The 26572-nt window shown below is 57.0% G+C and carries 22 protein-coding genes and 1 riboswitch; of the genes, 19 read left to right on the top strand and 3 right to left on the bottom strand.

Annotated elements, in window-relative coordinates; translation table 11 throughout:
• Window positions 1-9 precede the first annotated feature (9 nt).
• Complete coding sequence (locus tag BA177_RS11815) at window positions 10-1080, top strand: phosphotransferase family protein (RefSeq protein WP_068616460.1); 1071 nt, start codon at window positions 10-12, stop codon at window positions 1078-1080.
• Between the two features lie 211 nt (window positions 1081-1291).
• Entirely contained in the window at window positions 1292-2137 is an 846-nt protein-coding gene (locus BA177_RS11810) for a MaoC/PaaZ C-terminal domain-containing protein (RefSeq protein ID WP_068616457.1), read from the top strand.
• Here the strand turns inward: BA177_RS11810 and BA177_RS11805 are convergent.
• Entirely contained in the window at window positions 2066-2842 is a 777-nt protein-coding gene (locus tag BA177_RS11805) for a YceI family protein (RefSeq protein WP_197493006.1), read from the bottom strand. The genes BA177_RS11810 and BA177_RS11805 overlap by 72 nt on opposite strands.
• A 68-nt stretch (window positions 2843-2910) precedes the next feature.
• Here BA177_RS11805 and BA177_RS11800 point away from each other — a divergent pair, with 68 nt between their 5' ends.
• Both BA177_RS11800 and BA177_RS11795 read left to right on the top strand, forming a co-directional pair.
• Window positions 2911-3732, top strand: coding sequence for a crotonase/enoyl-CoA hydratase family protein (locus BA177_RS11800; protein WP_068616454.1), 822 nt, complete (start codon window positions 2911-2913; stop codon window positions 3730-3732).
• Window positions 3733-3792: 60 nt separating this feature from the next.
• Window positions 3793-4482, top strand: a complete 690-nt coding sequence (locus BA177_RS11795; RefSeq protein WP_197493005.1) for an SEL1-like repeat protein — start codon at window positions 3793-3795, stop codon at window positions 4480-4482.
• Here BA177_RS11795 and BA177_RS11790 read toward each other — a convergent pair whose 3' ends face one another.
• Window positions 4483-5103, bottom strand: a complete 621-nt coding sequence (locus BA177_RS11790) for a TetR/AcrR family transcriptional regulator (protein WP_068616450.1) — start codon at window positions 5101-5103, stop codon at window positions 4483-4485.
• A gap of 196 nt (window positions 5104-5299) precedes the next feature.
• Here BA177_RS11790 and BA177_RS11785 point away from each other — a divergent pair, with 196 nt between their 5' ends.
• From BA177_RS11785 to BA177_RS11720, 14 genes are all read left to right on the top strand, one after another.
• Complete coding sequence (locus tag BA177_RS11785; protein WP_068616448.1) at window positions 5300-8743, top strand: methylmalonyl-CoA mutase family protein; 3444 nt, start codon at window positions 5300-5302, stop codon at window positions 8741-8743.
• Between the two features lie 64 nt (window positions 8744-8807).
• Window positions 8808-9674, top strand: a complete 867-nt coding sequence (locus BA177_RS11780; protein WP_068616446.1) for a peroxiredoxin family protein — start codon at window positions 8808-8810, stop codon at window positions 9672-9674.
• Window positions 9671-10111: a PaaI family thioesterase gene (locus BA177_RS11775; protein ID WP_068616444.1), complete on the top strand. Its 441-nt coding sequence runs from the start codon at window positions 9671-9673 to the stop codon at window positions 10109-10111. The genes BA177_RS11780 and BA177_RS11775 overlap by 4 nt, the downstream gene beginning before the upstream one ends.
• Window positions 10108-10881, top strand: coding sequence for an SDR family NAD(P)-dependent oxidoreductase (locus tag BA177_RS11770; protein ID WP_068616442.1), 774 nt, complete (start codon window positions 10108-10110; stop codon window positions 10879-10881). The genes BA177_RS11775 and BA177_RS11770 overlap by 4 nt, the downstream gene beginning before the upstream one ends.
• Window positions 10882-11077: 196 nt before the next feature.
• The gene (locus tag BA177_RS11765) at window positions 11078-11716 is read left to right on the top strand and encodes a TetR/AcrR family transcriptional regulator (protein WP_068616440.1); all 639 of its coding nucleotides are present in this window, start codon (window positions 11078-11080) and stop codon (window positions 11714-11716) included.
• Window positions 11717-11887: 171 nt separating this feature from the next.
• Window positions 11888-13096 carry an acetyl-CoA C-acetyltransferase gene (locus BA177_RS11760; protein WP_068616438.1) on the top strand — a complete coding sequence of 403 codons (1209 nt, stop codon included), beginning with the start codon at window positions 11888-11890 and terminating at the stop codon, window positions 13094-13096.
• A 19-nt stretch (window positions 13097-13115) separates the two neighbouring features.
• Window positions 13116-15290 (top strand): 3-hydroxyacyl-CoA dehydrogenase NAD-binding domain-containing protein, encoded by a 2175-nt coding sequence (locus BA177_RS11755; RefSeq protein WP_068619279.1) that lies wholly within the window; start codon window positions 13116-13118, stop codon window positions 15288-15290.
• A 9-nt stretch (window positions 15291-15299) separates the two neighbouring features.
• Entirely contained in the window at window positions 15300-16082 is a 783-nt protein-coding gene (locus tag BA177_RS11750; RefSeq protein WP_068616436.1) for an enoyl-CoA hydratase/isomerase family protein, read from the top strand.
• Window positions 16083-16119: 37 nt separating this feature from the next.
• Window positions 16120-17295, top strand: coding sequence for an acyl-CoA dehydrogenase family protein (locus BA177_RS11745; protein ID WP_068616434.1), 1176 nt, complete (start codon window positions 16120-16122; stop codon window positions 17293-17295).
• An 85-nt stretch (window positions 17296-17380) separates the two neighbouring features.
• The gene (locus BA177_RS11740; protein WP_068616432.1) at window positions 17381-18244 is read left to right on the top strand and encodes an NAD(P)-dependent oxidoreductase; all 864 of its coding nucleotides are present in this window, start codon (window positions 17381-17383) and stop codon (window positions 18242-18244) included.
• A 62-nt stretch (window positions 18245-18306) separates the two neighbouring features.
• A riboswitch (TPP riboswitch) is annotated at window positions 18307-18439 on the top strand.
• Window positions 18435-20543 (top strand): TonB-dependent receptor, encoded by a 2109-nt coding sequence (locus BA177_RS11735; protein WP_068616429.1) that lies wholly within the window; start codon window positions 18435-18437, stop codon window positions 20541-20543. (Overlaps the previous riboswitch by 5 nt.)
• 2 nt (window positions 20544-20545) lie before the next feature.
• Window positions 20546-20794: a YkoF family thiamine/hydroxymethylpyrimidine-binding protein gene (locus BA177_RS11730; protein ID WP_068616427.1), complete on the top strand. Its 249-nt coding sequence runs from the start codon at window positions 20546-20548 to the stop codon at window positions 20792-20794.
• Window positions 20787-21416 (top strand): nicotinamide riboside transporter PnuC, encoded by a 630-nt coding sequence (pnuC, locus tag BA177_RS11725; protein WP_197493003.1) that lies wholly within the window; start codon window positions 20787-20789, stop codon window positions 21414-21416. Before BA177_RS11730 ends, pnuC begins: the two co-directional genes overlap by 8 nt.
• Window positions 21413-22249 (top strand): choline/ethanolamine kinase family protein, encoded by an 837-nt coding sequence (locus BA177_RS11720; RefSeq protein WP_197493002.1) that lies wholly within the window; start codon window positions 21413-21415, stop codon window positions 22247-22249. The genes pnuC and BA177_RS11720 overlap by 4 nt, the downstream gene beginning before the upstream one ends.
• A 9-nt stretch (window positions 22250-22258) precedes the next feature.
• On the opposite strand, the gene BA177_RS11715 is transcribed toward BA177_RS11720, so the two are convergent.
• Window positions 22259-23050 carry a hydroxyacylglutathione hydrolase gene (locus tag BA177_RS11715; RefSeq protein WP_068616423.1) on the bottom strand — a complete coding sequence of 264 codons (792 nt, stop codon included), beginning with the start codon at window positions 23048-23050 and terminating at the stop codon, window positions 22259-22261.
• Window positions 23051-23219: 169 nt separating this feature from the next.
• Between BA177_RS11715 and BA177_RS11710 the strand changes: the two genes are divergently transcribed.
• Window positions 23220-26162, top strand: a complete 2943-nt coding sequence (locus BA177_RS11710) for a M16 family metallopeptidase (RefSeq protein WP_156762797.1) — start codon at window positions 23220-23222, stop codon at window positions 26160-26162.
• The last annotated feature ends 410 nt before the right edge of the window (window positions 26163-26572 follow it).

Here is a 26572-nt window from a genome sequence, read left to right as displayed (position 1 = left end):
TGTGGCCAGATGAGTAATCGACAAGAACAATTCTCGGGTACTCGCGATGTTCGCAACGAACACCGCATGGACGAGCAACGCTTGTCAGCCTATCTGTCGGCCAATATGGCCGGCTTTCGCGGGCCACTCAGCATACGCCAGTTCAAAGGCGGTCAATCGAATCCAACGTATTTGCTCGATGCGGCTTCCGGACAATACGTGCTGCGCCGCAAGCCGCCAGGCAAGTTGCTGAAGTCAGCACACGCCGTGGAGCGCGAGTACCGGATAATCGCTGCGCTGCATGAGATCGGGTTTCCGGTGCCCAGGCCTTGGGTCTTGTGCGAAGACCCGGCGGTAGTCGGCACGCCGTTCTTCGTCATGGATTTCGTGGCCGGGCGCATTCTGTGGGAGCTTGATTTGCCGGGGATGTCGCGAGATGAGCGCGCGGCAATTTACGATGACATGAACCAAACCCTCGCGCGTTTGCACAGCATTGATTACCGTGCATTGGGCCTGGAAGACTTCGGCCGTCCGGGTAACTATTTTTCGCGACAAATTTCGCGTTGGTCGAAGCAGTATGCCGCCTCAGAAACTCAAAAGATCGAGCCTATGGACAAGCTGACGGCATGGCTGCCGGAGCATATTCCTGCCGATGACGCGAGCAGCATCGTGCACGGTGACTTTCGTCTGGACAACCTGATACTGCACCCGACCGAACCACGGGTCATCGCCGTGCTGGATTGGGAGTTATCCACTATTGGTCACCCGCTCGGTGATTTCACGTATCACCTGTTGGCCTGGCAGATGCCGGAAATCGGGATTGGCTCGGCCGGGTTGTGCAATCGTGACCTCGCGGCGCTGGGCATCCCCGCCGAGGACGAATACGTAAAGCGTTATTGCGAGCGAACAGGCCGACAGGGCGGCATTGTCGACCGGGCGTTCTACGCGGCCTACAACCTGTTTCGCCTCGCCGCCATACTGCAAGGTATTGCGGGACGGGTTCGTGATGGCACTGCATCAAGCGATCACGCCTCTGCGGCGGCGCGCGCTGTTCTGCCATTGGCTGAGCTCGGTTGGGCTTACGCCAGCAAAAGCAGGTGATTCAGACCACATTTGGAAGCGCGAGTCCCCAGTCTCACTGATCAAACAGCTTCGACCGCCGATGCGCCGTGTTTTTGCGCCGGTGGCTCGCGCGGATCAAAACCGGGTGTTATCTTGCCCTGCTGAACGCTCGCCGAAAAACAATACCGCGCACCGGCGCGCGGCTGAACAAGGGCAGCGAATCGAGCCGCCACGATGTTGATAGCAATTCATGAGTCTTGATTTTGACGCTCTGCAGGCTGCGAGCCGCAGAGATGAACAATGCCACTACCGCGAAACCGACGCGATTCTGTATGCGCTGGGTGTTGGCTTCGGTCAGGACAGTGCCGACCATCGTGAACATGACTACGTGTATGAAGGAGGCGCGCAATCCACCGTTCCTACAATGGCGGGCAATCTTCTCGACCGGGATTTTCTAAGCAGCAATGGCTGGGACGGCCGCCACCTGTTTGTTGCGGAACAGAAGCTGGAGCTGTACCGCCCGTTACCGGCCCGCGCCGCGCTACTGGCGGATCGGCGAGTAGTGGCGGCGCTGGATCACGGGCCGGTACAGGGCATTAGCATCATGACGGAATCCGAGGTCCGCATGAGCAAAGATGGCACGGTGTTGTTCACGCTGAGCAACACGCTGGTAGCCAATGCTTTGGATCGACCTGACGTCGGCGGGCCGTTGCCACACAAGTTGCCAGAGAGGGATGCCGATCTGTCCTGCGAGTTGCATTGTGGACGAAACCTGCCGTTGATTTTCCGTTTGGGCGGCGATCGCAGCGCTGTCTACGCGGACGATGCGGCCGCTCGGGCACTCGGTTTCAAGGCCAGTCCTGTGCAGGAGCAATGCGTTGCCGGTATTGCCTGCCGGGCAATCCTGATGACCATCTGCGAGTTCGATTTCACCTTGATCAGTGGTTTCGATTTGCGCTTTACCGCGCCGGTTTATCCCGGTGACGAGATCACGACCGAGATGTGGCAGGACCGAAATATCGTGTCATTTCGTTGCCGGGTCAAAGACCGCGGCGTTGTCGTTGTCGACAACGGCAAGTGCACGCTGGCAGTCTGAGATTTCTTGCGCAGTCCCGAGTCGCTGACTCGCAATGTGAAATTGCATTTCCATGAGATTGCGAACCCGCAATGCTCCGAGTGCTGCCGAAAATCGTCGTAGTCCGAGTTGTTCATGATCAAGCGCCAGACTGCCCGACGCGATAACGCTGTTTGCTTCCAGCTGCAGCGTCAGCGGTACGGTAATCGGCACCTGCCTGTCTTGAATGTGCAGGGTCGCGGCCATCTGCACGTGCGGGAACGTCCCGCTTACCGCCGCGGCAGTCAGCCGAACTTGCGGATGCTGCTTTGCATCCAGTAGTGCGGGACCGAGCATGTTCTCTCGTGTTGCTGCGATGTCTTTGTCTGGCACGGTGTCCGGGAACTCGCCGCCAGCGGCTATGCGTTCGGCGTGCTCATCGATCGTAAATTCGTTCACAGCCAGCTCTGCCAGGAGCTGCGATCTGTAAATGGGGGTTTCCATGCGTAAGCAGCCACGAATGTTTCTGTGGCTGATAACGTGGTTGTGGCCCAGCCTTGATAACAGGCCACCGCTATACACGAGTACCCGTACCCAACTGTTTGCATTGTCGATGCTGTACATTGCCGGAGCCGTGTTTGCGGAGCGCGGCCAAACAGCGAGCAGGCAAGCACAAACCATCAGGGTTCGAGCGAGGCGCCAGCCCGGCAAAGTGCGGAGTGTATGCGCGTGCATGTTGTTGTTCATGCGGGCTTCCATGACCTGTGGCGGCTGGCGCTGCTAGACTGCATTGGCGATATCCACGGAGCCATAAGATGTCAAAGGTAGTAGAGGTAGAGAGCGATCAGGGGGTTGCGATCGTAACATTGTCGCGGCCGGACAAGCTTAACGCACTGAACATGGAAACGTTTGAGGCGCTCATTGATGCTGGCCAGGCATTGTCGGCCGATCAGTCCGTACGCGCCGTTGTGCTGTGCGGTGCGGGTGAGCACTTTTGCGCCGGGATCGACACATCCGTATTCATGGCCGGGATGGCCAATGAGGCTGGGGGTTCACGGATGATGCCGATGGACGATTCGCCCGCGAATTTTTTCCAGCGTGCGGCCGTGATCTGGCGGGAACTACCGGTGCCGGTTATCGCTGCCTTGCAAGGAGTTGTATACGGTGGCGGTCTGCAGCTTGCGATGGGCGCGGACTTCCGGATCGCGGCGCCATCCACGCGTTGTTCGGTAATGGAAATACGCTGGGGCATCATTCCTGATATGGGCATCAGTACTACCACACGGGCAACAGTGCGTCTCGATCATTTGCGAGAACTCGTTTATACGGGGCGCGTCGTTGACGCCGACGAAGCGTTGCAGATCGGTTTGCTCAGTCGATTGCAAGACGAACCGTTGCAAGCAGCGAAAGAACTGGCAGCCACGATAGCCCGGAATTCACCGGATGCCGTACGGGCTGGCAAATACCTGCTGAACCACGTGTTTGATGAAGCGCCTGAACGGGCGTTGCGACGTGAAGCATTGGTGCAGACAAAACTTGTCGGGCAGGCAAATCAGCTTGAAGCCGTTAGATCAAATATGGAGAAGCGGGAACCGGCGTTCGGGCCAGCTGTCAAAATCGAGGTGAATATCGATTGACCCGCCGCGCACCGCAGGTGCGTAGCTGAAGCGGTCCGTCAGGAGACCATGGTGACAGCTTTGAGAAGCCGGCTAATTGCCGCTCAGACATTTGGCAAAGGCCTCGCGATACTGCTGGTAGCCAGTACCGTGATGCTTACTTTGCCGTCCGCTGCGCAGGAGTACCGTCATTTCCCGGGGTCCGTGCCTGATTTGCGAACGGCACGGATACAGGAGCGGGTTGAGACACTCTACAACCAACGCAATTACCGGCTGGCGCTGCGCAACTACGCGGAATTTCTGGCGCCTCTCGGTGACAAGTACGCTCAGTACATGGTTGGGTACATGCACCTGAGCGGGCAGGGGACGACGCCGGACCCGGTACAGGCACTCGCATGGTACCGGCTGGCCGCCGAACGCAATGAGACGCCGTACATAGAGGCACGGGATACGTTGGCCGCAACGTTCACTGACGAACAGCGTGCGGCGGCTGACAAAATCTTTGTGGACTTGCGCCGCCGCATTGGTGACCGACAGTTGCTGGTGGAGCTCATACGGCGCGATGTCAACGCGTTACGGCGCTTTGATACCGAACCTGCGCAGGATCATGCGACCGCCGGCTTTTTGGGTGGTGCACAGATCGACTATCGGGCACTGACAATTGATCGTTTGCGCCAGCGCGCAAAGTATCTGGAGCGTTTGCCACGCGATGCAGATGTAGTCGCGAACGAGGACGATATACAGGCTTACCTCGCCCGCTACTTGAATTAGTTATTGCGACGACGGAGTGCGCGATAGTTTGTCGCTTGGTCGCAGGCCGCGGCTAAGGATTTCGGGGAACGCCGCAATGATTTCGTTGGCCATTGTGCTGTTGCCATGAAACCATTTCGGTATCCAGTTGATCGCGCCCATGATTGCGTTGCCGGTCATGCGCACGTCGCAATCGGCGATGCTGCCGTCGGCAATGCCGCGACTGATAATCTGTTCAAACGCAAGACTGTGGCGTCGCGAAATACCCAGAATTTCGTCCCGATGCGCCGTTTCCAGGGATGGGATCTCGCTCATAATGGCGACCGGGCCAAGGTCGCCAACCATGGTTTCAACGTGATAGCGCACGTACAGTCGTGCCTGCTCGTAGCCATTTGCGCCGTCCTGAACGGCGCGCGCCAGCGCATCGGCACCGAGGTCGGCAGCACGCCGGTAGCACTGAAATACCAGTTCTTCCTTGTTGCGCACGTAGTAATAGAGCGCGGCATCCGTCAGCCCCAGGTGGTGGGCAACGTTCTTCAAGGACGTGCCGCTATAGCCTTTTTCATTAAAGCAGCGTGCCGCGGCCTTGAGGATACGGTCCAGTTGCGCTTCGTAGCGGGTTTCTTCTGCCGGTTGCGACATGCTGCGTTTCCTGTGGCTGCTGGCCAGGACGTTCCGCCGTAGGGCCTGGTGTGGTTCACGGTTGAGACTTGAGTTCTGCGGTAAGCTGCATTATTTTAATCGTCATTAGAATTTATGCAATGCCAGAACTGACTGAATTTTAATAACAATTATTGATACCGCAGGTGGTTCTGCTGCCAAAACGAGGTTCTCGCCCATGAGTACTGCTGCCACCGATTTGCCGCGAGCTACCGGCAAGCTAAGTAATGCACCACTGCGATTTGTAACGGCGGCCTCGCTGTTTGACGGGCATGATGCGGCGATCAACATCATGCGCCGTTTGATTCAGGCGAAAGGCGCCGAGGTCATACATCTGGGTCACAACCGCAGTGTGGATGACATCGTGCGCGCCGCCATTCAGGAGGATGCCGACGGCATTGCGATCAGTTCGTACCAGGGTGGGCATAATGAATTTTTCCGTTACATGGTCGACCGGCTGGGTGAACTCGGCGCGTCGCATATCAGGGTATTTGGTGGAGGCGGTGGAACCATCACGCCGGACGAGATCGATGCGTTGATGGACTACGGTGTCGATCGTATTTACCACCCGCATGACGGCATGTCGATGGGTCTCGGCGACATGATCGACGATCTGATTCAACGGACTGTCGAGGCGCGACGGGAAACCCGTCCACCAGCGACCATCAGCCCGGACAAAATAGCTGACGTCGCTTGCATGATGTCAGCGATCGAAGAAGACGCGTACGACGACTCCGGCCTGGAAGCATTGCGTCGTGAATGGCGCATGCGAACGGGCCAGGTGCCGGTCATCGGCATTACAGGTACCGGTGGTGCGGGCAAGAGCAGCGTTACCGACGAGATTCTCAATCGCTTTCTGGCGTCTTTCCCGGACATGCGAATAGCGGTATTGGCGGTCGATCCGACGCGCCGTCGTACCGGTGGCGCATTGCTGGGTGATCGCATCCGAATGAATTCATTGCGCTCGGACCGAGTGTACATGCGATCGATAGCCACCCGCCGCCAGCACTTGGCGACCAGCAAGATGCTGGCCGATCACATCCTGTTTCTGAAGTCTCTTGGCTATGACCTTATCCTGGTCGAAACGGCAGGCATCGGTCAGAGCGATAGCGAAATCGTCGATCATGTTGATTTTTCGGTTTATGTCATGACGAGTGACTACGGCGCCGCAAGCCAGCTGGAAAAAATCGACATGCTGGATTTCGCCGATCTGATCGTGCTTAACAAGTACGACAAGCGCGGTGCGGAAGATGCGTTGCGTGATATTCGCAAGCAATGGAAACGCAACCATGTCCAGTTTCAGGTCAGTGATGAAGAAATTCCGGTGTACCCAACGATCGCCAGCCAGTTTAGTGACCCGGGTGTCAGCTGGATGTTTGTCGAACTCTGCCGGCGACTAAAGAATAAATTGTCACTGGACAGTGACAAGTGGTCACCAACTATTGATGTCAGCGTAAAGGAACCGCGGGCGATGGCGGTCATACCAGGCGCACGCATTCGCTACCTTGCGGAGATCGCTGAACAGGGTCGGGCTATCAATGCGTCAATCGAATCGCAGGCTACGGCGGCGAGCGAGCTGCAGCACCTGTACGAAGCGCTGAAGTTGCTGGACGATGAGCAGTTGCCGGAGCCACTGGCTGCATACCCGGATGATGCGCTGATCAGCGGCGGAGATCGCTCTTTGCTGACATTACGGCAGCGATATCAGTCGTTGCTAAGCGACCTGTCCAGGGAAGCGGTAACCTTATTGCGCGAGTGGCCGGCGCGTCGCGATGCCGTGCGTGCGGATGAATACAGCTACGAAGTCCGCGGCCGTGAAATTCGCGGGCAGAATTACAGCGAAAGCCTGAGCCATCAGAAGATTCCGAAAATTGCTCCTCCGGATTACCGCGACTGGGGCGAGACACTGTCATTCCTGATGCGCGAAAACCTGCCTGGCGCTTACCCTTACACCGGCGGTGTATACCCGTATCGGCGCCTGGGAGAAGACCCGACGCGTATGTTTGCCGGTGAAGGTACGCCGGAACGCACCAATCGCCGCTTTCACTATTTGTCGCAAGGGCAGGAGGCAGCGCGCCTTTCGACGGCGTTCGATTCCGTCACTCTGTACGGCGAAGACCCTCATGAACGCCCTGATATTTTTGGCAAGGTTGGAAATTCCGGGGTGTCGATTGCCACGGTTGACGACATGAAGAAGTTGTACTCAGGTTTCAACCTGTGTGCACCGACAACGTCGGTATCCATGACAATCAACGGTCCGGCACCGATGATCCTGGCGTTCTTCATGAACACGGCAATTGACCAGCAGGTGGAGATCTACCTGAAAGAAAACGGTGAATGGCCGGCCGCAGAGAAGAAAATCAGGCACTGGTTCGAAGGACGGCAGCGACCAGAGTACGTTGGCGAATTGCCGGCCGGCAATGACGGGCTTGGCTTGGCCCTGCTGGGAATTTCCGGTGACCAGCTGGTATCACCCGAGGTTTACGCGAAGATTTGCGAGCAGACCCTGACGCAGGTACGCGGCACGGTGCAGGCGGATATTCTCAAAGAAGATCAGGCACAGAATACCTGCATATTTTCGACCGAATTCGCGATGAAAATGATGGGCGATGTGCAGCAGTATTTTATCGATCACAACGTGCGTAATTACTACAGCGTATCGATCAGTGGCTATCACATTGCAGAGGCAGGCGCGAACCCGATCAGCCAGCTGGCATTTACCCTGTCAAATGGCTTTACCATCGTTGAGTACTATCTTGCTCGTGGCATGGATATCGATGAGTTCGCGCCGAACCTGAGTTTCTTTTTCTCCAACGGTATGGACCCGGAGTACACGGTGATAGGCCGCGTTGCACGACGTATCTGGGCCAGAGCCATGCGCGAACGCTACGGTGCGAGTGCCCGGTCACAGATGCTTAAATACCACGTGCAGACATCCGGTCGCAGCCTGCACGCACAGGAAATCAGTTTCAACGATATACGGACTACCTTGCAGGCCCTCTACGCGTTGTTCGACAACTGCAACAGCTTGCATACCAACGCGTTTGACGAAGCTATCACAACCCCCACGGAGCATTCGGTTCGCCGTGCGGTAGCCATTCAATTGATCATATCGCGCGAGTTGGGCCTCAATTTCTGCGAAAACCCGTGGCAGGGTTCATTCATTATTGACGAGCTTACCGAACTGGTGGAAGAAGCGGTCTACAAAGAATTCGAACGTATCTCCGAGCGTGGTGGCGTATTGGGCGCGATGGATACGATGTATCAGCGCGGCAAAATACAGGACGAGAGCCTCTATTATGAAAGCAAGAAACATGACGGCAGCTATCCGTTGATAGGCGTCAATACTTTCCTGCCAAAGAAAGGGCAGGAAGACGAAGTCCACAAACAGGAACTCATTCGCTCATCAGATGAGGAGAAACGCGATCAGATCGCCCACGTTCGCGCATTCCAGGAAACCCACCGCGAATCAAGCGAAACGGCGCGGCTCCAGTTGCAGCGCGTGGCGCGCGCGCGTGGCAATGTGTTCGAGGAGCTGATGCAGACGGTCAAGTCCAATTCTCTGGGCCAGATTTCTGCGGCGCTCTACGAAGTGGGCGGCGAGTATCGCCGCAATATGTAACACTTCGATTCCGGCACCAGGCGGCAGTCGCCGGCTCGGCGAAATCTCGGGAGGAAGTGTTTACGTGGTCAGAGCTAAATTCAAATCGCTGTACCTGTTACCAGCGATCATCGTTTCCGTTTTGTTGTTTCTCGTTTCTCTGTTCATGGCATTGCGTGGTGAAGCGGACCGCCTCGCCTGGTGGGGTGCGGCGATAGCATCGCTGCCGCTGCCGCTGGTGCACGCGCATTTGAAATTGGCCCGTCCGGCACGAGCGGCTGAAAATGCGCCATTGGCATGGTTTGTGGCCTGTTGCGGTGTATTGCTGGCGGCATGGGAGTGGCTGTTCGAAGGCGTTGCTGGCTGGTTGCCACTGGTAGTGGCCACATGCGCGCTGGTGTTATTGCTGCTGTATGTATTCTGGTACTCGCGGTACGGGCGTATCGCCAGTGGCAAGCTGGACGTTGGTAGCCGCTTGCCCGACTTTGCGGCAATAGACATTGATGGCAAACCGGTGAACAGCGGCGATTTGCAAGGCAAGCCCTCGGTACTGGTGTTCTTTAGCGGCAACTGGAGTTCATTCTGTGTCGCGCAGGTAGCGGAGTTGAGTGCATTTCAATCCGAGTTTGAGCGGCTCGGCGCCAATGTGGTACTTATCAGTCCGCAAGCGGAGCGCCATAGCCGCGCGCTGGCGGAGCAAAACCCGGCACCGTTCCACTACTGGGTGGACCAGGACAATGGCATCGCCCGAGAGCTGGATATTGCGGTGCAGAACGGCGTTCCCGTGGGTTATGGCCGAGGCTATGATGCGGATACCGTGATGCCGACAGTGGTCGTAGCCAATGCACGCGGTACTATCATCTACTCGGATCAAACTGACAATTACCGAGTCCGCCCGGAACCGGATATTTTCCTGGCGGTATTGCGCAGAACCGGAGCGATCGCACAATGAACGAACAGACGCCGAAGAGTTTTCTCGACAACCCCACACTGTACGAAGGAACGTACCTGCAGTTTCTCGGCTTTCGCTTGCTGAACTGGAAGGACGGCTTTGTTCGCCTGGAGATGCCGGTTCGCGATGATCACCGCAATTCCGTCAAATACCTGCACGGCGGGGTAATTGCCTCGCTACTCGATATTGCGGGTGCCGTATGTGGCAGTTTCGGCGGCTCCGGCGAGTATGTTTCGGTAACGGTCAATCTCAATTGCAATTTCATGGCCCCGCACCGTGGCCAAACGGTCATTGCGGAAGGCGAGCTCATACGGCGGACCAATACCCTGTTTTTCGCGCAAGCCAAATTGCTGGACCCTGACAACCGTACGCTTTGTGCCACAGCGACGGGCACGTACAAGCCACAACAGCGCGGCCACGCGGCAGCGACAGGATGAGCGAGCGCGACCGGTTCCGGCTCGACGGCAAGACCGCGCTGATTACCGGTGCGGGCAGTGGTTTGGGCCGGCAGTTCGCCATGACCCTGGCAACGGCCGGTGCGACCGTTGTGCTGGCTGCTCGACGAGCGGAGAAGCTCGAGGAAACGCGCAGCCTGGTGGCCAAGGCGGGTGGCGAAGCGTTGTGCGTTTCGCTGGATGTCACTGACGGCGCATCGGTTCAACAATGTTTTACTGAGCTCGACGACGCCGGGCAGAGCATCGACATTCTCGTCAATAACGCTGGCATCAGTCGTACGGGTTTTCTTGCCGAACTGAGCGAGGCCGACTGGGATGCGGTGGTTGATACGAACCTGAAGGGTGTGTTTCTGGTAGCTCAGGCGACGGCACGACGCATGCTGGAACGCGGCCGCGGCGGCAGCATTATCAACATCGCCTCTATACTCGGCTTTCGCGTCAGCAAGACGCTGGGTTCTTATGTCGCGGCAAAGAGCGGCGTTGTGAATCTGACCAAGACGATGGCGCTCGAATGGGCGCGTTTCGGTATTCGCGTTAACGCTATTGCGCCGGGCTATTTCGAGACCGAGATCAACACTGGCTTCCTGAGCTCACCAGCAGGGCAGACGATGTTGCAGCAAGTGCCCTTGCGTCGCAGTGGGGTGTTGTCCGAACTCGATGGACCGCTGCTCTTGCTCGCCTCCGAAGCAGGCAGTTACATGACCGGTAGCACCATTACCGTGGACGGCGGACACCTCTGCAGCTCACTCTGAGCGCCTGGCCGTTTTACCAGCGGGCCTGAAAGCCCCTTACCTCATTGAGCGTCGCAACGCAGCAGCCGGGGCGCGCGCGCCAATGCCGCTTGTTCCTCGTCAATGGCGCCGGTATACTCACTTGCTTGTTGTCAGCAAGTATTTTGAGAATTGACCAAGCCATTGATAGTTAATAATTTTTCGAGCGAAACAGTCGGTGGCTGAGGCAACGGCTGGTAGCAGCCGTACGCAAGCGCAACGCAGCGCCCAGTCGGACAGCGCCATGCTCGACGCGGCTATCGACCTGATTCTCGAACACGGCACCGAAAAGACCACTCTCGCGGCCATCGGCAAAAAGGCCGGCTACAGTCGCGGGCTCGCCACCTACCGTTTCGGCTCGAAGGCCGGGCTGTATGACGCGGTTTGCAAAGCCATATCGCGCCGCTGGCTGACCTATTTGCGCGACGGCGCTGGCGATTTGTCCGGTGTCGATGCCATGTGTGCCGCGTTGGATGCGTTTTTTCGGTTTTTGTCGGATTGGCCGCGCGAAGCCCGGGTGCTGCACATTCTGTACTGCGGTGCGGCCAGCCCGACGTCGGAATATCGCGAGACATCGCGATCGATACACCAACGCCAGCAAAACGACGTTGCGGACTGGATCCGCGCCGGCATCGCCGACGGCAGCATTCGCCAGGGCACGGATCCCCGGAGTGTCGCCGCGCAATACATCGCATATATATCGGGGATGACTTACCTATGGGTCATTGATCCGGAAGCGGTCGATTTCCGCAAGGCGAATGAGGACATGAAGCTGCATTTGCGGCGCTCCCTCGCAGCCACGGAGAGTCACTTGTAGACAGAATTTGTGACATTGACGCAAGCGCTTGTCAGGCAACGTTGACGCTCGCCGGACTGGCACCGGGTAGGTCGGAATGCGTTAGCGATGACCACAACTCCTGGCCAGTCCAAGGTCCCAACGAGATACCTGCAAGCGAACAGAACTTCACTTTGATACAGGATTACAGCAATGGCAGACGCCTATATATTTGACCATGTACGTAGCCCGCGCGGTCGCGGCCGGCCGAACGGTGCTCTGCACGAAATAACGCCGGTCAATTTGATGACCCAGGTTCTGAGTGCATTGCGCGAGCGCAATAATCTGGATACGACGTACCTCGACGACGTTGTTCTGGGTTGTGTTTCACCGGTCGGTGAACAGGGTGCCTGCATTGCGCGAACGGCGGTACTGAATGCTGACTACGCACTGACCGTGCCAGGCAAACAACTCAACCGCTTTTGTGCCTCAGGCCTGGAAGCGGTCAATTCCGCTGCCGCACAGATCATGGCGGGTCAGTCGGATCTCACCATCGGTGGCGGTGTTGAGAGCATGTCACGGGTACCAATGGGTGCCGATTCCGGCGCCATGCATGCTGACCCGGCGATAGCCTACAAGACCTATTTTGCGCCGCAAGGAATTGGCGCAGACCTGATTGCGAGCAAGTACGGTTTCTCCCGCAGCGACGTGGACAACTATGCCGTTGAGAGTCAGCGGCGGGCCGCCCACGCCTGGGAGCAGGGCTGGTTCAGCAACTCCATTGCCCCTATCCACGACCATCTGGGATTGCCTCTGCTGGAGCGCGATGAGCACATGCGCCCTGGCACCACCGCAGCCGATCTTGCTGCCTTGAAAGCAGCCTTTGAAACTCTTGGTCAGCAAGCGGGCTTCGACGATGTAGCGTTGCAGCGCTACCCGGAGGTTGAGGCGATCGAACACGTGCACACAGGCGGTAACTCGAGCGGGATTGTCGATGGTGCCGCTGCCGTATTGATTGGTAATGCCGGGACGGGCAAGGCACTTGGCTTGAAAGCGCGTGCGCGCATCCGTGGCTTCGCCTCTATTGGCACTGATCCGACGATCATGCTTACCGGTCCGGCACCGTCCGCCGAGAAGGTGCTTGCGCGTTGCGGCATGACCACGGACGACATCGATCTCTTTGAGCTGAACGAAGCGTTTGCCTCGGTGGTACTGCTGTTCATGCAGCGGCTGAACATTGACCACGACAAGATCAATGTGAATGGTGGCGCTATTGCGATGGGACACCCGCTTGGCGCCACTGGCGCCATCATTCTGGGAACCGTCCTCGACGAGCTGGAACGGCGCGACCTCAATACCGCACTGGTTAATTTATGTGTGGGTGGTGGGATGGGCACAGCAACCATTATCGAGCGCGTTTAGGAGATTCGGGATGAACGAAATGACAACCATAAACTGGCAGCTCGATGACGACGGTGTGGTACTGCTGACGATTGATGTGGCGGGGCGTTCCATGAATGTCATGACGCCCGAATTCCTGAAGGACATTGCGACTGCCGCCGAACGCATTGCGAATGATCCGGATGTCAAAGGCGCGGTAATTACCTCGGGCAAGGACGCCTTCTTGGTAGGTGCTGACCTGCACGAACTTGTGAACGCGTATTCGCCGCAAGCGGATGTACACAAGTTGTACAGCTGGTGCAGTAACTTGCAGCAGGCGTTGCGAGCCGTAGAAACCTGTGGCAAACCGGTTGCCGCCGCCATTAACGGTACAGCGTTGGGCGGTGGGCTTGAAGTAGCGCTTGCCTGCCATTATCGAGTGGTTGCGGATCAGCCACGCACCAAACTGGGCTTGCCGGAAGTGCAGGTAGGTTTGTTGCCGGGTGGCGGCGGTACCCAACGCTTGCCACGTATGATCGGAATCGAACCGGCGTTGCAGCTCATTACGCAGGGTAAGCACCTGTCGCCAGCCGAGTCACTCGCGGCCGGCGTCGTGAACGAGCTTGTTGCTGCAGGCAATGAAGTAGCCGCGGCACGTCGCTGGGTATTGCAGGAAGGTGTTGCTCTGCAGCCGTGGGACAAAAAGGGTTTCAAAGTGCCGGGCGGTGCGGGATTGATGCATCCGGGCGCCGTGCAGACTTTCATGGTTGGTAGCGCGCTGCTGCAGAAAATGACCCGGCACAACTACCCGGCTCCGCTCGCGATTATGTCCGCCGTTTATGAAGGTACCGTGCTGCCCATCGACAAGGCACTGGAGGTAGAGACCAAGTACTTCGTGTCGCTGTTAATGAACCCCGTTTCGCGAAACATGATGCGTACACTGTTTGTCAACAAAGGGGCGGCGGATAAACTCGTCCGCCGACCTGCCGCGCCGCCGCGTCGCCAGGTAAGCAAGTTGGGCGTGCTGGGCGCCGGCATGATGGGCGCTGGTATTGCTTACGTGTCCGCGAAGGCTGGCATCGAGGTTGTATTACTGGACACCACGAATGAGAAAGCGGACAAGGGCAAGGACTATTCGAGAAGCCTGATCAAAAAGCAGCTTGAGCACGGTCGCGTGGACCATAAGACGGCGGAAGCTTTGCTGGACCGAATCCATACCGGGACGGATTTTTCGCTACTGAGCAACTGCGAACTGGTGATCGAGGCGGTGTTCGAGGACCGGGATGTCAAGGCCGAGGTGACCAAACGCGCCGAAGCGGTCATGGCTGACGACGCGATTTTTGCTTCAAATACTTCGACTTTGCCCATCACCGGGCTGGCAGAAGCAGCGACACGAGCAGACCAGTTCATTGGCATCCATTTCTTCTCACCGGTGGACAAGATGCCGCTGGTTGAGGTCATTGTTGGTGAGAAGACGTCGGATATTGCTATCGCTCAGGCGCTGGATTACATCCAGCAGATTCGCAAAACACCAATCGTCGTCAACGATAGTCGCGGTTTTTACACGAGTCGCGTATTCAGCGTGTACACCCGTGAAGGAATCGCGATGTTGGCGGAGGGTATCAGTCCTGCCCTTATCGAGAACGTAGCGCGAAATGCCGGTATGCCGGTCGGTCCGCTGGCCGTAACGGATGAGGTGTCGCTGGAACTCAGTTACCACGTTGGTCAGCAGAGCCAAAAGGATCTCGGCGAGGCGTATGTTGCTTCGCCTGCTGACGAGGTCATACGCAAATTTGCGATTGATCTTGATCGCAAGGGCAAGCGTTTCGGCAAAGGATTCTACGAGTATCCGGAGGACGGCAAGAAATATTTGTGGCCGGGACTCGCGGAGCACTTCCCGCCGGCGTCAGTGCAACCCGGCGCGGAGGAGGTTCGTAGTCGATTGCTTTATGCGCAAGCACTGGAGACCGTGCGTTGTCTGGATGAGAAGGTGGTTACTCATCCAGCGGATGCGGACATCGGTTCGGTGTTCGGCTGGGGCTTCCCAGCGTGGACCGGCGGCACGCTGTCCTACATAGAAACGGTTGGGCTGAAAGCTTTCGTCGCCCGAGCAGATCAGCTCGCGGACGTGTATGGTGTGCGATTTTCGGTGCCAGCGAGCTTGAGATCCATGGCGGAAAAGGGCGAGCTGTTTTACCCGAGTGACGATGTAAATGCGGGCCGTAACGCCGCTTGAGGAACAGTAATGCTTAGTCTTGAAACAGTAAAATACAGTCAGAATGGTCCGGTTGCGATCATCACCATGTCGCGACCGGAGGCAATGAACTCATTCAATACCGCCTTGCGACTTGATCTGCGCAAGGCGTTTGAGCACGCCGCTGCGGATAAGTCTGTGCGCGCCGTGGTCTTGACCGGCGAGGGCAGATCTTTCAGTGCCGGCGCTGACCTGAAGGCCAGCAACGACTCGGAAAAATCCGTCGAGGAGCTTTTGCAGAGCGAGTATCGACCCATATTCGAATGCATTGCATCGATGCCGCAGCCGGTTATTGCAGCCGTGGGTGGCTCCGCGGCGGGCATAGGAATGTCTTTCGCGTTGGCTTGTGATCTTATGATCATCGCGGATAACGCGTTTCTGCTGTCGCCGTTTACAACCATTTCTCTCGTTCCCGATGGCGGGCTCAACTGGTTGCTGGTGAACCAGCTGGGCTACCGCCGAGCCTTTCAGTTGAGCGTCGAGTCGGAACGGATCAGTGCCGATCGATGCGTCGAACTGGGCCTTGCAAACCGCACGGCACCGGCAGACAGCTTGCTGGCGGCAGCGGAGGAATGGGCGCATTCGCTGGCGGCTCGTGCGCCGCTCTCATTGGCGGCAACGAAAAAAGCCATGCGCTTGGCGGCCGCATCGGATTGGGCCAGTACCTTCGACGTCGAAGCACCGGCGCAACGTGATTTGCGCGCCAGCGAAGACTGTGAAGAAGGCATATCCGCGTTTCTTGAGAAACGCGAGGCCGCATTCAAAGGCAAGTAACTTCTTGACCGCCAGTTGATCTGGTGAGGACTAAATCATGATTCGACGAATTTTCGACGACGAACACGAAATGTTTCGGGACTCTGTACGCAGCTTTATGCAGAAGGAGATTCGCCCGCATTCGGACCGTTGGCAGGAGCAGGGCATCGTTGATCGTGAGGCATTTCTGAAAGCCGGTGAGCAGGGCTTGCTGCTCATGTGGGCCGATGAGCAATATGGTGGTGCCGGCGTCAGTGATTTTCGCTACGAGCAAATTCTGATTGAAGAAAATGCACACTTTGGCGACGCCGGTTTCTTCATGACCTTGCACAGTCGCCTGGTAGGCCCGTATATCGGCGAACTGGCGACTGAGGAACAGAAGCAACGCTGGCTGCCAAAGTGTATTTCAGGTGAGCACGTGCTGGCAGTTGCTATCACTGAGCCGGGTGCCGGTAGTGATGTCGCCGGCATCCGCACCCACGCCGCGGACAAAGGTGATCACTACCTGTTAAACGGTTCCAAAACCTACATTTCCAACGGTATCAATGCCGACCTGGTCGTGGTGGTGGCCCGAACCAATCAGGAAAAACGGCACGGGCTTAGTTTATTTGTCGTTGAGCGCGGAATGGACGGTTTCGAACGTGGCCGGAATCTGAAAAAAATGGGGCTGAAGAGTCAGGATACGGCTGAACTGTTTTTCAACAACGTCAAAGTGCCCAAAGAAAACCTGCTCGGGGAGTTCGATCGGGGCTTTTATCACTTGATGCATTTCCTGGCCGAAGAACGCCTGCTGGGTGCCGTCGGGTACCTCGCGAATGCCGAGGCTGCGCTGAATGTCACGATGGACTATGTGCAAGAGCGCAAAGCATTTGGCCAGACTGTTGCCGATTTCCAAAATACGCGCTTCAAACTGGCGGACATGCGCACTGGAATCGACGTCACCCAGGCATTCGTGGATCAGTGTGTGCTTGAACACAATGCCGGCACGCTCAGTGCCGACGATGCGGCGAAAGCGAAGCTGTACACCAGTGAGCTGGAGGGGCGGGTGACTGACGAGTGTGTGCAGTTGCACGGCGGCGCGGGCTTCATGGATGAATACCCGGTTTGCCGGATGTACCTTAACGCGAGAGTCTCCAGAATTTACGCCGGTAGCTCGGAAGTGATGCGAGAGATAATCGCGCGTTCCATGGGCCTGGACCCGCGCAAGAACAAGCCGCGGTCTGCGAATCAATAGCCAGTCGTCTCAATTGCTCTGAGGCGTTGCGATGCGCCTGCCGAGACCGTAGTCTTCTGCGATCTGTTCTGCAGGAGAATATCCAATGAAAGTGGCGTTCTTGGGGCTCGGTGTAATGGGCTTCCCTATGGCGGGCTACCTGGCCAAATCGGGCCACGCTGTCTGCGTTTACAATCGTAGCCCCGAAAAAGCACAAGCCTGGCTTGAGAAGTACCCCGGCTCAGCAGAGAAAACGCCACGGGCTGCCGCGGCGGGTGCGGATATCATTTTTTCCTGTGTCGGCAATGACGACGATGTACGTAGCGTATTGCTTGGCGACGACGGCGCACTGCACGGCTGCAAATCCGGTGCAATCATCGTTGACCATACGACGGCTTCGGCCGAGGTGGCGCGTGAAGTCAGTGCAGCGGCCAGTGAGCGCGGTGTGGAGTTTCTCGATGCGCCACTTTCCGGCGGGCAAGCGGGCGCGGAGAACGGCCAGTTGACGATCATGCTGGGTGGCGACCCTCAGGTTTTCGAACGCGCGTTGCCGGTAATGGATTGCTATGCGAAGGCCTGCACGCTTATCGGACCGACCGGATCTGGCCAAATGGCGAAAATGGTCAACCAGATATGCATCGCCGGAATTGTGCAAGGTTTGGCCGAAGGACTGCATTTTGCGAAGCGGGCCGGGCTGGATGTCGCGGCTGTGATTGGCGCAATTTCGAAAGGCGCCGCGCAATCCTGGCAAATGGAAAACCGCTGGGCAACGATGAACGACGATCAGTACGACTTCGGCTTCGCAGTTGAGTGGATGCGCAAGGATCTGAAAATCGCGCTGGAGGAAGCAGAACGCAACGGCGCGCGCCTTGAGATGACTCATCTGGTTGACGGTTATTACGCCGAAGTGGAGGCATTGGGCGGTCGGCGTTGGGATACGTCCAGTCTGCTGAAACGATTGGAGCCGTAAAACCACGCGCCTAGCGTAACGGAATCCGGCCTGTTGAACTTGCAGGCAACTGCGGTATAGTGGCGCCGTCACAGGGGTGGCCATGACGTGCAAACGTCATTAGCCTGAGATCCGTACCGGCATTCGGCTGGATTACGGGAACCCTTAGAACCTGAACCGGGTAATACCGGCGTAGGAAGAGGATTCCATAATGTATAGCAAGACCCTCCAGGGGCGGCTGGCAGCAGCGGCGCTTGGTTCCGTATTTTTTGTCGCAAACTCACTCACTCTCGCAGAACCACTTGATGAAATAACGGTGGTTGCCGATTTCCGTGAGCGCAAAGCGGCTGAGTTGCCGCCATCCATCAGCGTGCTTGACCGTGCAACCATTGAGCAGTCCGCCGTCCAGCATTTCGAAGAGCTGATCCAGGGACTGCCCAATCTGAACTGGTCGGGCGATGGTCATCGCGCCCGCTACCTGCAGATTCGTGGCGTAGGCGAGCTCGAGCAGTACGAAGGTGCGCCGAACCCCTCTGTTGGTTTCCTGATCGACGATATCGATTTCAGCGGCATGGCGACCATTGCGACCTTGTTTGACGTACAACAGATCGACGTCCTGCGTGGCCCGCAGGGCACCCGCTACGGCGCGAATGCATTGGCCGGACTGGTTTACGTGCAGAGTACCGAGCCCACGGACGAGCGCGCCGGACGCTTCCAGTTGAGTGCCGGTGATGACGACATGCTTTCCGCTGGACTAGCATTCGGCGGTCCTTTGGCTGGCGACAATCTGCAATACAGGATTGCGGCTCAACATCACAAGAGCAATGGCTTTCGTGACAATGCGTACCTGCAACGTGACGATACCAACGGCCGCAGTGAGTCCGCCATCCGCGGCAAATTGAAGTGGCAGGTCAACGACGACTGGGCAGTGCATTTGAGTACCTTGTTCAGCGATATCGATGATGGTTACGATGCGTTCGCCATTGATAATTCGCTGACCATGCAGTCTGACAATCCCGGCAAAGACGCACAGCGCAGTGTTGGTGCAGCAATCCGCAGCGAATGGTCTGGTTCAGACCGAGTGGGTTTTACCTCGATAACATCGGTCGCCGATTCTGATGCCATTTACTCGTTCGACAGCGATTGGGGCAATGCTGATGTCTGGGCGCCGTTTACCTATGACTATGAGTCATTCAGTGAACGGCAACGTACAACGATCAGTCAGGAATTTCGGCTGACCTCAGGTACGGATGGCCGCTTGTTTGATGACAGCAGTGATTGGCTGCTGGGCGTCTACGTCATGCGTCTCGACGAAGATCTGACCACGCTGAACGTGGGTGACTACGTTGATCCCATCTACGATTTTACGCTGGCACTGAACGATCGTTACCGCGGCCATTTTGAAGCATTAACCGCCGCCTTGTTTGGTGAACTCGATATCGACGTCGGCGATGCCGGATTGTTAACGGTCGGTCTGCGTGGTGAACGCAGAAGCACCGATTACAATGATTCAGCGGCGTTAAACCTGGGACCGTCCGAGTCCATGCTGGGTGGCGAGCTTCGCTACCGGCATGATTTCTCCGAACGTACCTCGGGCTTCGTGGGGCTCTCCAAGGGTTACAAGGCGGGAGGCTTCAATCTGGGCGCGGTACCCGCCGACCGGCGTGAGTTCAGTGGTGAACAGTTGTGGGCTGCGGAGATGGGCATACGCAGCCGGTTGCTCGGCGATGCACTGCGTGTCTCTACGGTATTGTTCTACAACAAGCGCGTTGATCAGCAGGTGCGGACGTCTTTTCAGCTGGTACCAAACGACCCGACGTCCTTTATTTTCTACACGGACAATGCCGCAAGTGGTCGAACCGTCGGTCTCGAGGCCGAGCTTAACTACCAGGCCAGCGAAACAGTCGAACTGTACCTGAACGCAGGATTGATGCGTGCGGAGTTCGACCAGTTCGAAACGCCGCAGGTTGTCCTCAGTGGTCGCGATCAGGCGCATGCACCGCGCTACACATTGGCGGCCGGCGGTGTGTGGCAGCATCCGTCGGGCTGGTTCGCCCGTATTGATGCGACGGCCAGAGATGAGTTCTATTTCGATGTGAGCCATGATCAGAAGTCAGCCGCGCACGAGTTGCTGAATCTGCGTTTTGGCTTCAACGCCGAGCGCTGGTCGCTACAGCTATGGGCGCGCAACCTGACAGATGAGACCTATGCTGTGCGTGGGTTCTATTTCGGCAATGAGCCGCCCGATTTCCCGGAAACACTGTATATCCGCCAGGGCGATCCGCGCCATGCCGGTATCACTTTCGACATGAGGTTTTAATTATGCGAGTTGCCGTTGATATAAGTCTGTATCCATTGACCGAAGAATTTCTTCCGCCTATCAAGGATGTGATCAAACGCCTGGGGTCTTACGACGATGTCGAAATCAGAATGAATCCGATGAGTACGCAACTGCGAGGTGAGTTCGACGTTGTCATGGCCGCATTGCAGGCCGAGATCAAAACCAGTTTTGAACAGTTGCCGAAGGCCGTATTCGCGATCAAGATTCTGAACAATCCTCTGGGTGACTAGCATTACTTTTCCCGATCAATTGCCGGGAAGCTTGCTGGCAGAGCTGCAAGCGTTCTCGGTGCTGGAATTGATCAGCGTTGTACTGGCCATTGCCTACCTGTTGCTGGCAATTCGGCAGAACATCTGGTGTTGGTATTGTGCCGCCATCAGCACTGCCTGCTACGTCTGGATATTTATCGACGCACGGCTTTACATGGAGTCGGCGTTGCACGTGTTCTACCTCGCCATGGCTGTCTATGGCTGGTACTCCTGGCGACACGGTGCGCGGGATCGTGAGTCGTTGCCAGTGGTCGTCTGGACGCTTGGCACCCATGGCAAAGCGGTGCTGGGCATCATCGTGCTGTCGTCGATCAGCGGCTTTCTTCTGCAGCGGTATAGCGACGCGGTATTCCCGTACATTGATTCGTTGACCACCTGGAGTGCGGTGTGGGCTACGTTTCTCGTGGCGCGAAAAGTACTTGAGAACTGGTGGTATTGGTTGCTGATCGATGCGGCTTCCATGGTCATCTACTGGACGCGTGATCTGCATCTGACGTCCGTACTGTTTGCTATGTACCTGGTGCTCATCCCGTTCGGCCTGTGGAGCTGGGTTCGGTCCTACAGGAAATCGGTAGCAGTGTGAGCACTGAGCGCACTGTTCAGAACTTGCTCGCCGCCATTCCGGGATGGCAAAACAGAAGCAGTACTGTGACACCACTGCAGCACGGTTATAACAATCGTAGTTACCGGGTCGATACTGCCAACCGGAGTTACGTGCTGCGGGTCGTTGATCAGATTGATGAATCCGGTATGCGGGACAACGCCGTGGAGTGCCGTATTCAACAGAGCGCTGCCCGCCGTGGCATTGCGGCACCGGTCGAGTTTTTCAGTCCGGATAGCGGCTTGCTGTTAAGTGAGTTTGCCAAGGGCAGGTCGTGGCAGCCCGAGGATCTGGAAGTCCCTGACAACCTCATCCGCTTAGCGGGCTTATTGAAGGTGCTGCACAGTTTGCCGCTGAGCGGGGTTGAGTACGATGCGGGCATTGCGGCTCGAAATTATCGTTCGTTATTGCGACCCAATGCGGCTGAATCGTCTCTGGCAGCACTCTGTGTGCAGATCGCAGAGAGCACCGCAAAGACGGGCAGGCGCGCGTGTTGCCACAACGACCTGGTTGCCGAAAACATCGTAGATGATGGGACGCTCAAACTGATCGACTTCGAGTACGCTCGTGACAATGATCCGTACTTTGATTTGGCAAGTGTAATCAACTGGCACAATCTCAACGCGGAGCAGGCGGAGCTTCTGTTGCGTGCATACGGCGGGGTTGATGTTGACAACAACCGACGGCGGCTCGATACACAGCGACGAACCTTTGATGCCGTGCAATGGCTCTGGCTTTCGCTGCAGCAGCAGCGCAAACCGAACGAGTGGCAGGCACAACAATTGTCACGGGTTGCCAGCCGGCTCAGCGGCTAAACAGCGCGCTTACCAGCTGTTTCGCAGTTCCCGTAGCCGCAGAAAAACCTCCTTCTTTTCGGGTGTTGGACTCATCTGCGGGAATTTTTCCAGCAGGCGCGATATGACCGTTGGGGATTGCAGGCGGAAGAAGGTGTTGATGCGATGCTCGTCGCCGATGGTGGTGGTTCGTGCGTTCTGCGGATCGTGGTTGGCACATTCATCGAGCAGTGCTTGTGCGTCCGCATTATCCGGTTCCCGGTCGAGCGTAAAGCGCAGGTTGTTCACCAGATAATCGTGCCCGGGGTAAATGACGGTATCACCGGGCAATCGGCAGAGTTGTTCATCGAATGTTTTATACAGCTCTTCCGGGTGACCGCCGTTATGGCAGTTGCCTACCCCAGCATTGAACAAGGTATCACCGCTGAACAGCGCGGGTGGGCCCGTGCGCGACAGCAAGCAAATATGGCTCATGGTATGCCCGGGTGTGTCCAGGCATTCCAGTTCGATACTTGTGCCGACCGTGATACGGTCACCTGCGCCAACGCCGCGTGCCATATCAGTGATCCGATCCTTTGCCGCGTGGTGGGCAATGATCTTCGCGCCAGTGGCGGCAGCCAGTGCCTTGTTGCCGCCAATATGATCTGCGTGCTCGTGAGTATTCACGATCTGCGTGATTCGCCAGCCTTTGTCGCTCGCCACGGCCAGGCACTGCCGGAAATCCAGTGGGTCGATCGCCAGTGCGTCACCGGTAGCAGGGCAGGCGACAAGATAATTGAAGTTTCTGAGGCTGTTAGCGGTCCAGATTTGTTCAATAATCATGCTGTCAGTTCCTGTACGGTCGAAATAGACTTGTTATGGTTAGGGCCCGGCTTGTGGGCACGCGATGCGTGCAGGTAAGCTGCGGCAAGTTTCAGGCGGAATTAATCGCAACCTGTATGTGCAGCCGTGGTCATACTGCAGGCGTAAATGAGCAATTGGAGAATGTAACATGATGAAAGTGTTTGTCGGTTTGCTGGCTGCCGTGGCACTTGCCGCTTGTAATGGTGCCCAAGAAGCGCCAGGCGACGCAACGAATGCCCCTGATGCGGCGGCTGTCGTGGACTCCGGTGTGTTCTCCATGCCGTATTTGCAGCGCGACCTCGATAACGGGCTTCGCGTAATTATCGTACCCACGGATTACCCCGATATTGTCACCATCCAGGTGCCTGTGCAGACGGGGTCGCGCAATGAAGTCGAACCCGGCAAGTCGGGTTTCGCCCATTTCTTCGAGCACATGATGTTTCGTGGCACTGAGAAATACCCGGCCGACGAATACCTGAACATCTACAAGAAGGCGGGCGCCAATCAGAACGCGTACACCACTGACGACTTTACGAATTACCACGCCGTGTTTACCAAGGCCGATCTGGAAAAAATCATAGAGGTTGAAGCGGACCGCTTCATGAACCTGCGTTATTCGGAGGATGTTTTTCGGACGGAAGCGCTCGCTGTCAAAGGCGAATACCTGAAGAACTCCTCGAACCCCATTTCGCGCGGCTACGAACGGATACGCGACCTGTCGTTCAATACGCATACCTACAGCCACACGACCATGGGATTTCTTGAGGATATTGAGCCGATGCCGGAGCAGTTCGAGTATTCGAAACTGTTCTTCGATCGTTGGTACCGACCGGAGAAGACAGCCGTAATTCTGGTTGGCGATCTGGATGCGGAAGCGACATTCGCCATGGTCGAGAAGTACTGGGGCAAATGGGAGCGCGGCGATTACGTTGCCGACATTCCACAAGAAGGTCCGCTGAACGGGCCAATTTACGATCACGTCCAGTGGGATGCGCCAACGCAGCCCTGGTTGTTGGTCGGTTTTCGCGGCCCGGCATTTGAGCCGGAAAAAGTCGACATGCCGGCAATCGATGTCATTTCGTCCATTTATTTTTCAGACTCGTCTGAGTTGTACCGCAAGCTGGTCCTGGAAGAGCAATCGGTCGATCAATTGCTGACTTACTTTCCGAATCGCAAGGACCCGAACGTCCTGATGGTTTACGCACGGCTCACGGATGTCGCGCAAACGGCGGCCGTCGAGCAAGCTATTCGCGAGACTCTCGCTACGGCACGCAGCGAGCTGGTGTCCGTCAAAAAGCTGGCAGAAACAAAGTCCCGGCTGAAATACGGGTTCACCGCCAATCTGGATAATTCCGGCTCAATCGGCAGCACTCTGGCCTCGTTCGTGCAGTTTGAACGCACCCCGGAAACCATCAATACGCTCTACCGCAGCTACGATGCCTTGACACCGGAGGCCATACTGGAGGTTGCGAATCGCTACTTTGTTGATGATGGCCGGGTCATCGTAACCCTGTCGAATGACGAGGCGATCAGCGGGATCGATGGCATGGCGTCTATCGATGACCTCGTTCGACCGTTGTCGGCGGCACCCGCCGAACAGCTTGCCGACACTGCGCCTGCCATTGCCAGCAGGGCGGTGGCGAGCACCGATATCGCTGTTCCGGTCGAGATCGTTGCGCAGCCTGCCGCCGGGTCGCCGCTCATCGATGTTTCTATCCTGGTGCATTCCGGTGCCGCCATGGACCCGCCGGGGAAGAAAGGTCTGGCAGCTTTGACGGCGGCAATGTTGACGGATGCGGGCTCTGAAGACTTCAGTATTCAGGAGATCAACGCGGCAATGTACCCGATCGCTTCCGGTTTCAGTGCCCAGGTCGACAAGGAGATGACCCGCTTGTCGGGACAGGTACATCGCGACAATCTCGATGTCTGGTACCGCCTCGCCAGCAGTCAGCTATTGAGCCCGGGTTGGCGCGAGCAGGACTTCAAACGTGTTCGTACCCAACTGGTCAATGCGGTCCGCACGAGCCTCGTTGGTAACAATGACGAGGAGCTGGGTAAGGAAGTGCTCTACAGCCAGATTTACGGGCCGTCACATCCCTATGGCTCGTTGAATGAAGGGCACAGTGCCGACATCGCCGCGCTGACTTTGGACGATGTGCAGCGTTTCTATCGGCAGCACTACACGATCCGCAATATCACGCTGGGCCTGGCTGGCGGTTATCCGGAGACGTTTGCCGCACGCCTGAGCAGTGACTTGCAGGCGTTACCGGAGGGCACCCGGCAGTCATTGCAGTTGCCGCAGCCGAAGCCACTGGCAGCCAACAAGGCGGTTATCGTCGACAAGGAAACGACTTCAGTTGCCGTATCGTTCGGTTTTCCCATTGACCTGAAGCGGGGCGACAAGGATTGGGTTGCACTCTGGCTGGTTCGTTCGTGGCTGGGCGAGCACAGAAACTCAACGGGCCAGTTATACGGTCGAATTCGCGAAGCGCGCGGCATGAACTACGGCAACTACGCCTACATTGAATATTTCCCGCGCGGCATGTTCCAGTTTCAGCCCGACACCAACCTTGCCCGGCAGCAGCAGATTTTTCAGGTCTGGCTCAGACCGCTGCGGAACAACAATGACGCACAGTTCGCGACCCGTACGGCCCTGTTTGAGCTGAACACGCTAATTGAGAAGGGCATGAGCGAGCAGGACTTCGTCAATACCCGCAGCTACCTTGCCAAGTACGTCAGTCTGCTGATGGACGGTCAGTCGCGGCAACTGGGTTACGCGCTGGACAGTGGTTTCTATGGCATCGACGATTTCAGCGATTATGTTCGTAAAGAGCTGGATTCGATGACGCTGGCGGACGTTAACCGTGTCATTCGTGAAAATCTTCGAACCGACAACATGCAATACGTCTTTGTAAGCCGGGACGCGGACGACCTCCGGGACCGGCTGGTTTCAGGTCGCGCATCGCCGATGCAGTATGACGCCGCCCAGCCCGAGGAGGTAATTGCCGAAGACCGCATGATCGAGGCGCTACCGATCGTGTTCGACGAACAGAATGTCTCCGTGATTGATGCGGAAGCGGTATTTCAATAAGCCTCTGCGCGATCGACACGCGTTGCGCAAAATCGCGCAACGCGTGTCGATATGCCGCGCTGCAGCCTGACTGGCGTAGCGAACCATATATGAACGCCTGTTCGGCAAGTCATTGATTCGCCAGAGTTGCCACCAACCGGTCCCGAAATAGTTGTTGCGCAAAAGCCACGAAAAAATGCATCGGTGGCCGAATCGGCACCTAATCCAGCGGATTGATTGACAACGGCGCGACATTCTGCGAAGTTTTCCCGCCATCGGGCGTCGCCTTTGCACAACACAGCGGACGACGCCGGACCGGACAACACCTTCAGGCAGTACTTGGCGGGGGAAGCACGGCAAGGCCAAGCGTCATGCTCTGGGGATGGAACGGGCGGCTCCGCAAGGAGCCGCTTTTTTTTGGGCCGGTCGAT

This window comes from Woeseia oceani (genome assembly GCF_001677435.1).
In the GTDB taxonomy this organism is placed as follows: Bacteria; Pseudomonadota; Gammaproteobacteria; order Steroidobacterales; family Woeseiaceae; genus Woeseia; species Woeseia oceani.
This window is presented reverse-complemented; position numbering and strand designations above follow the sequence as displayed.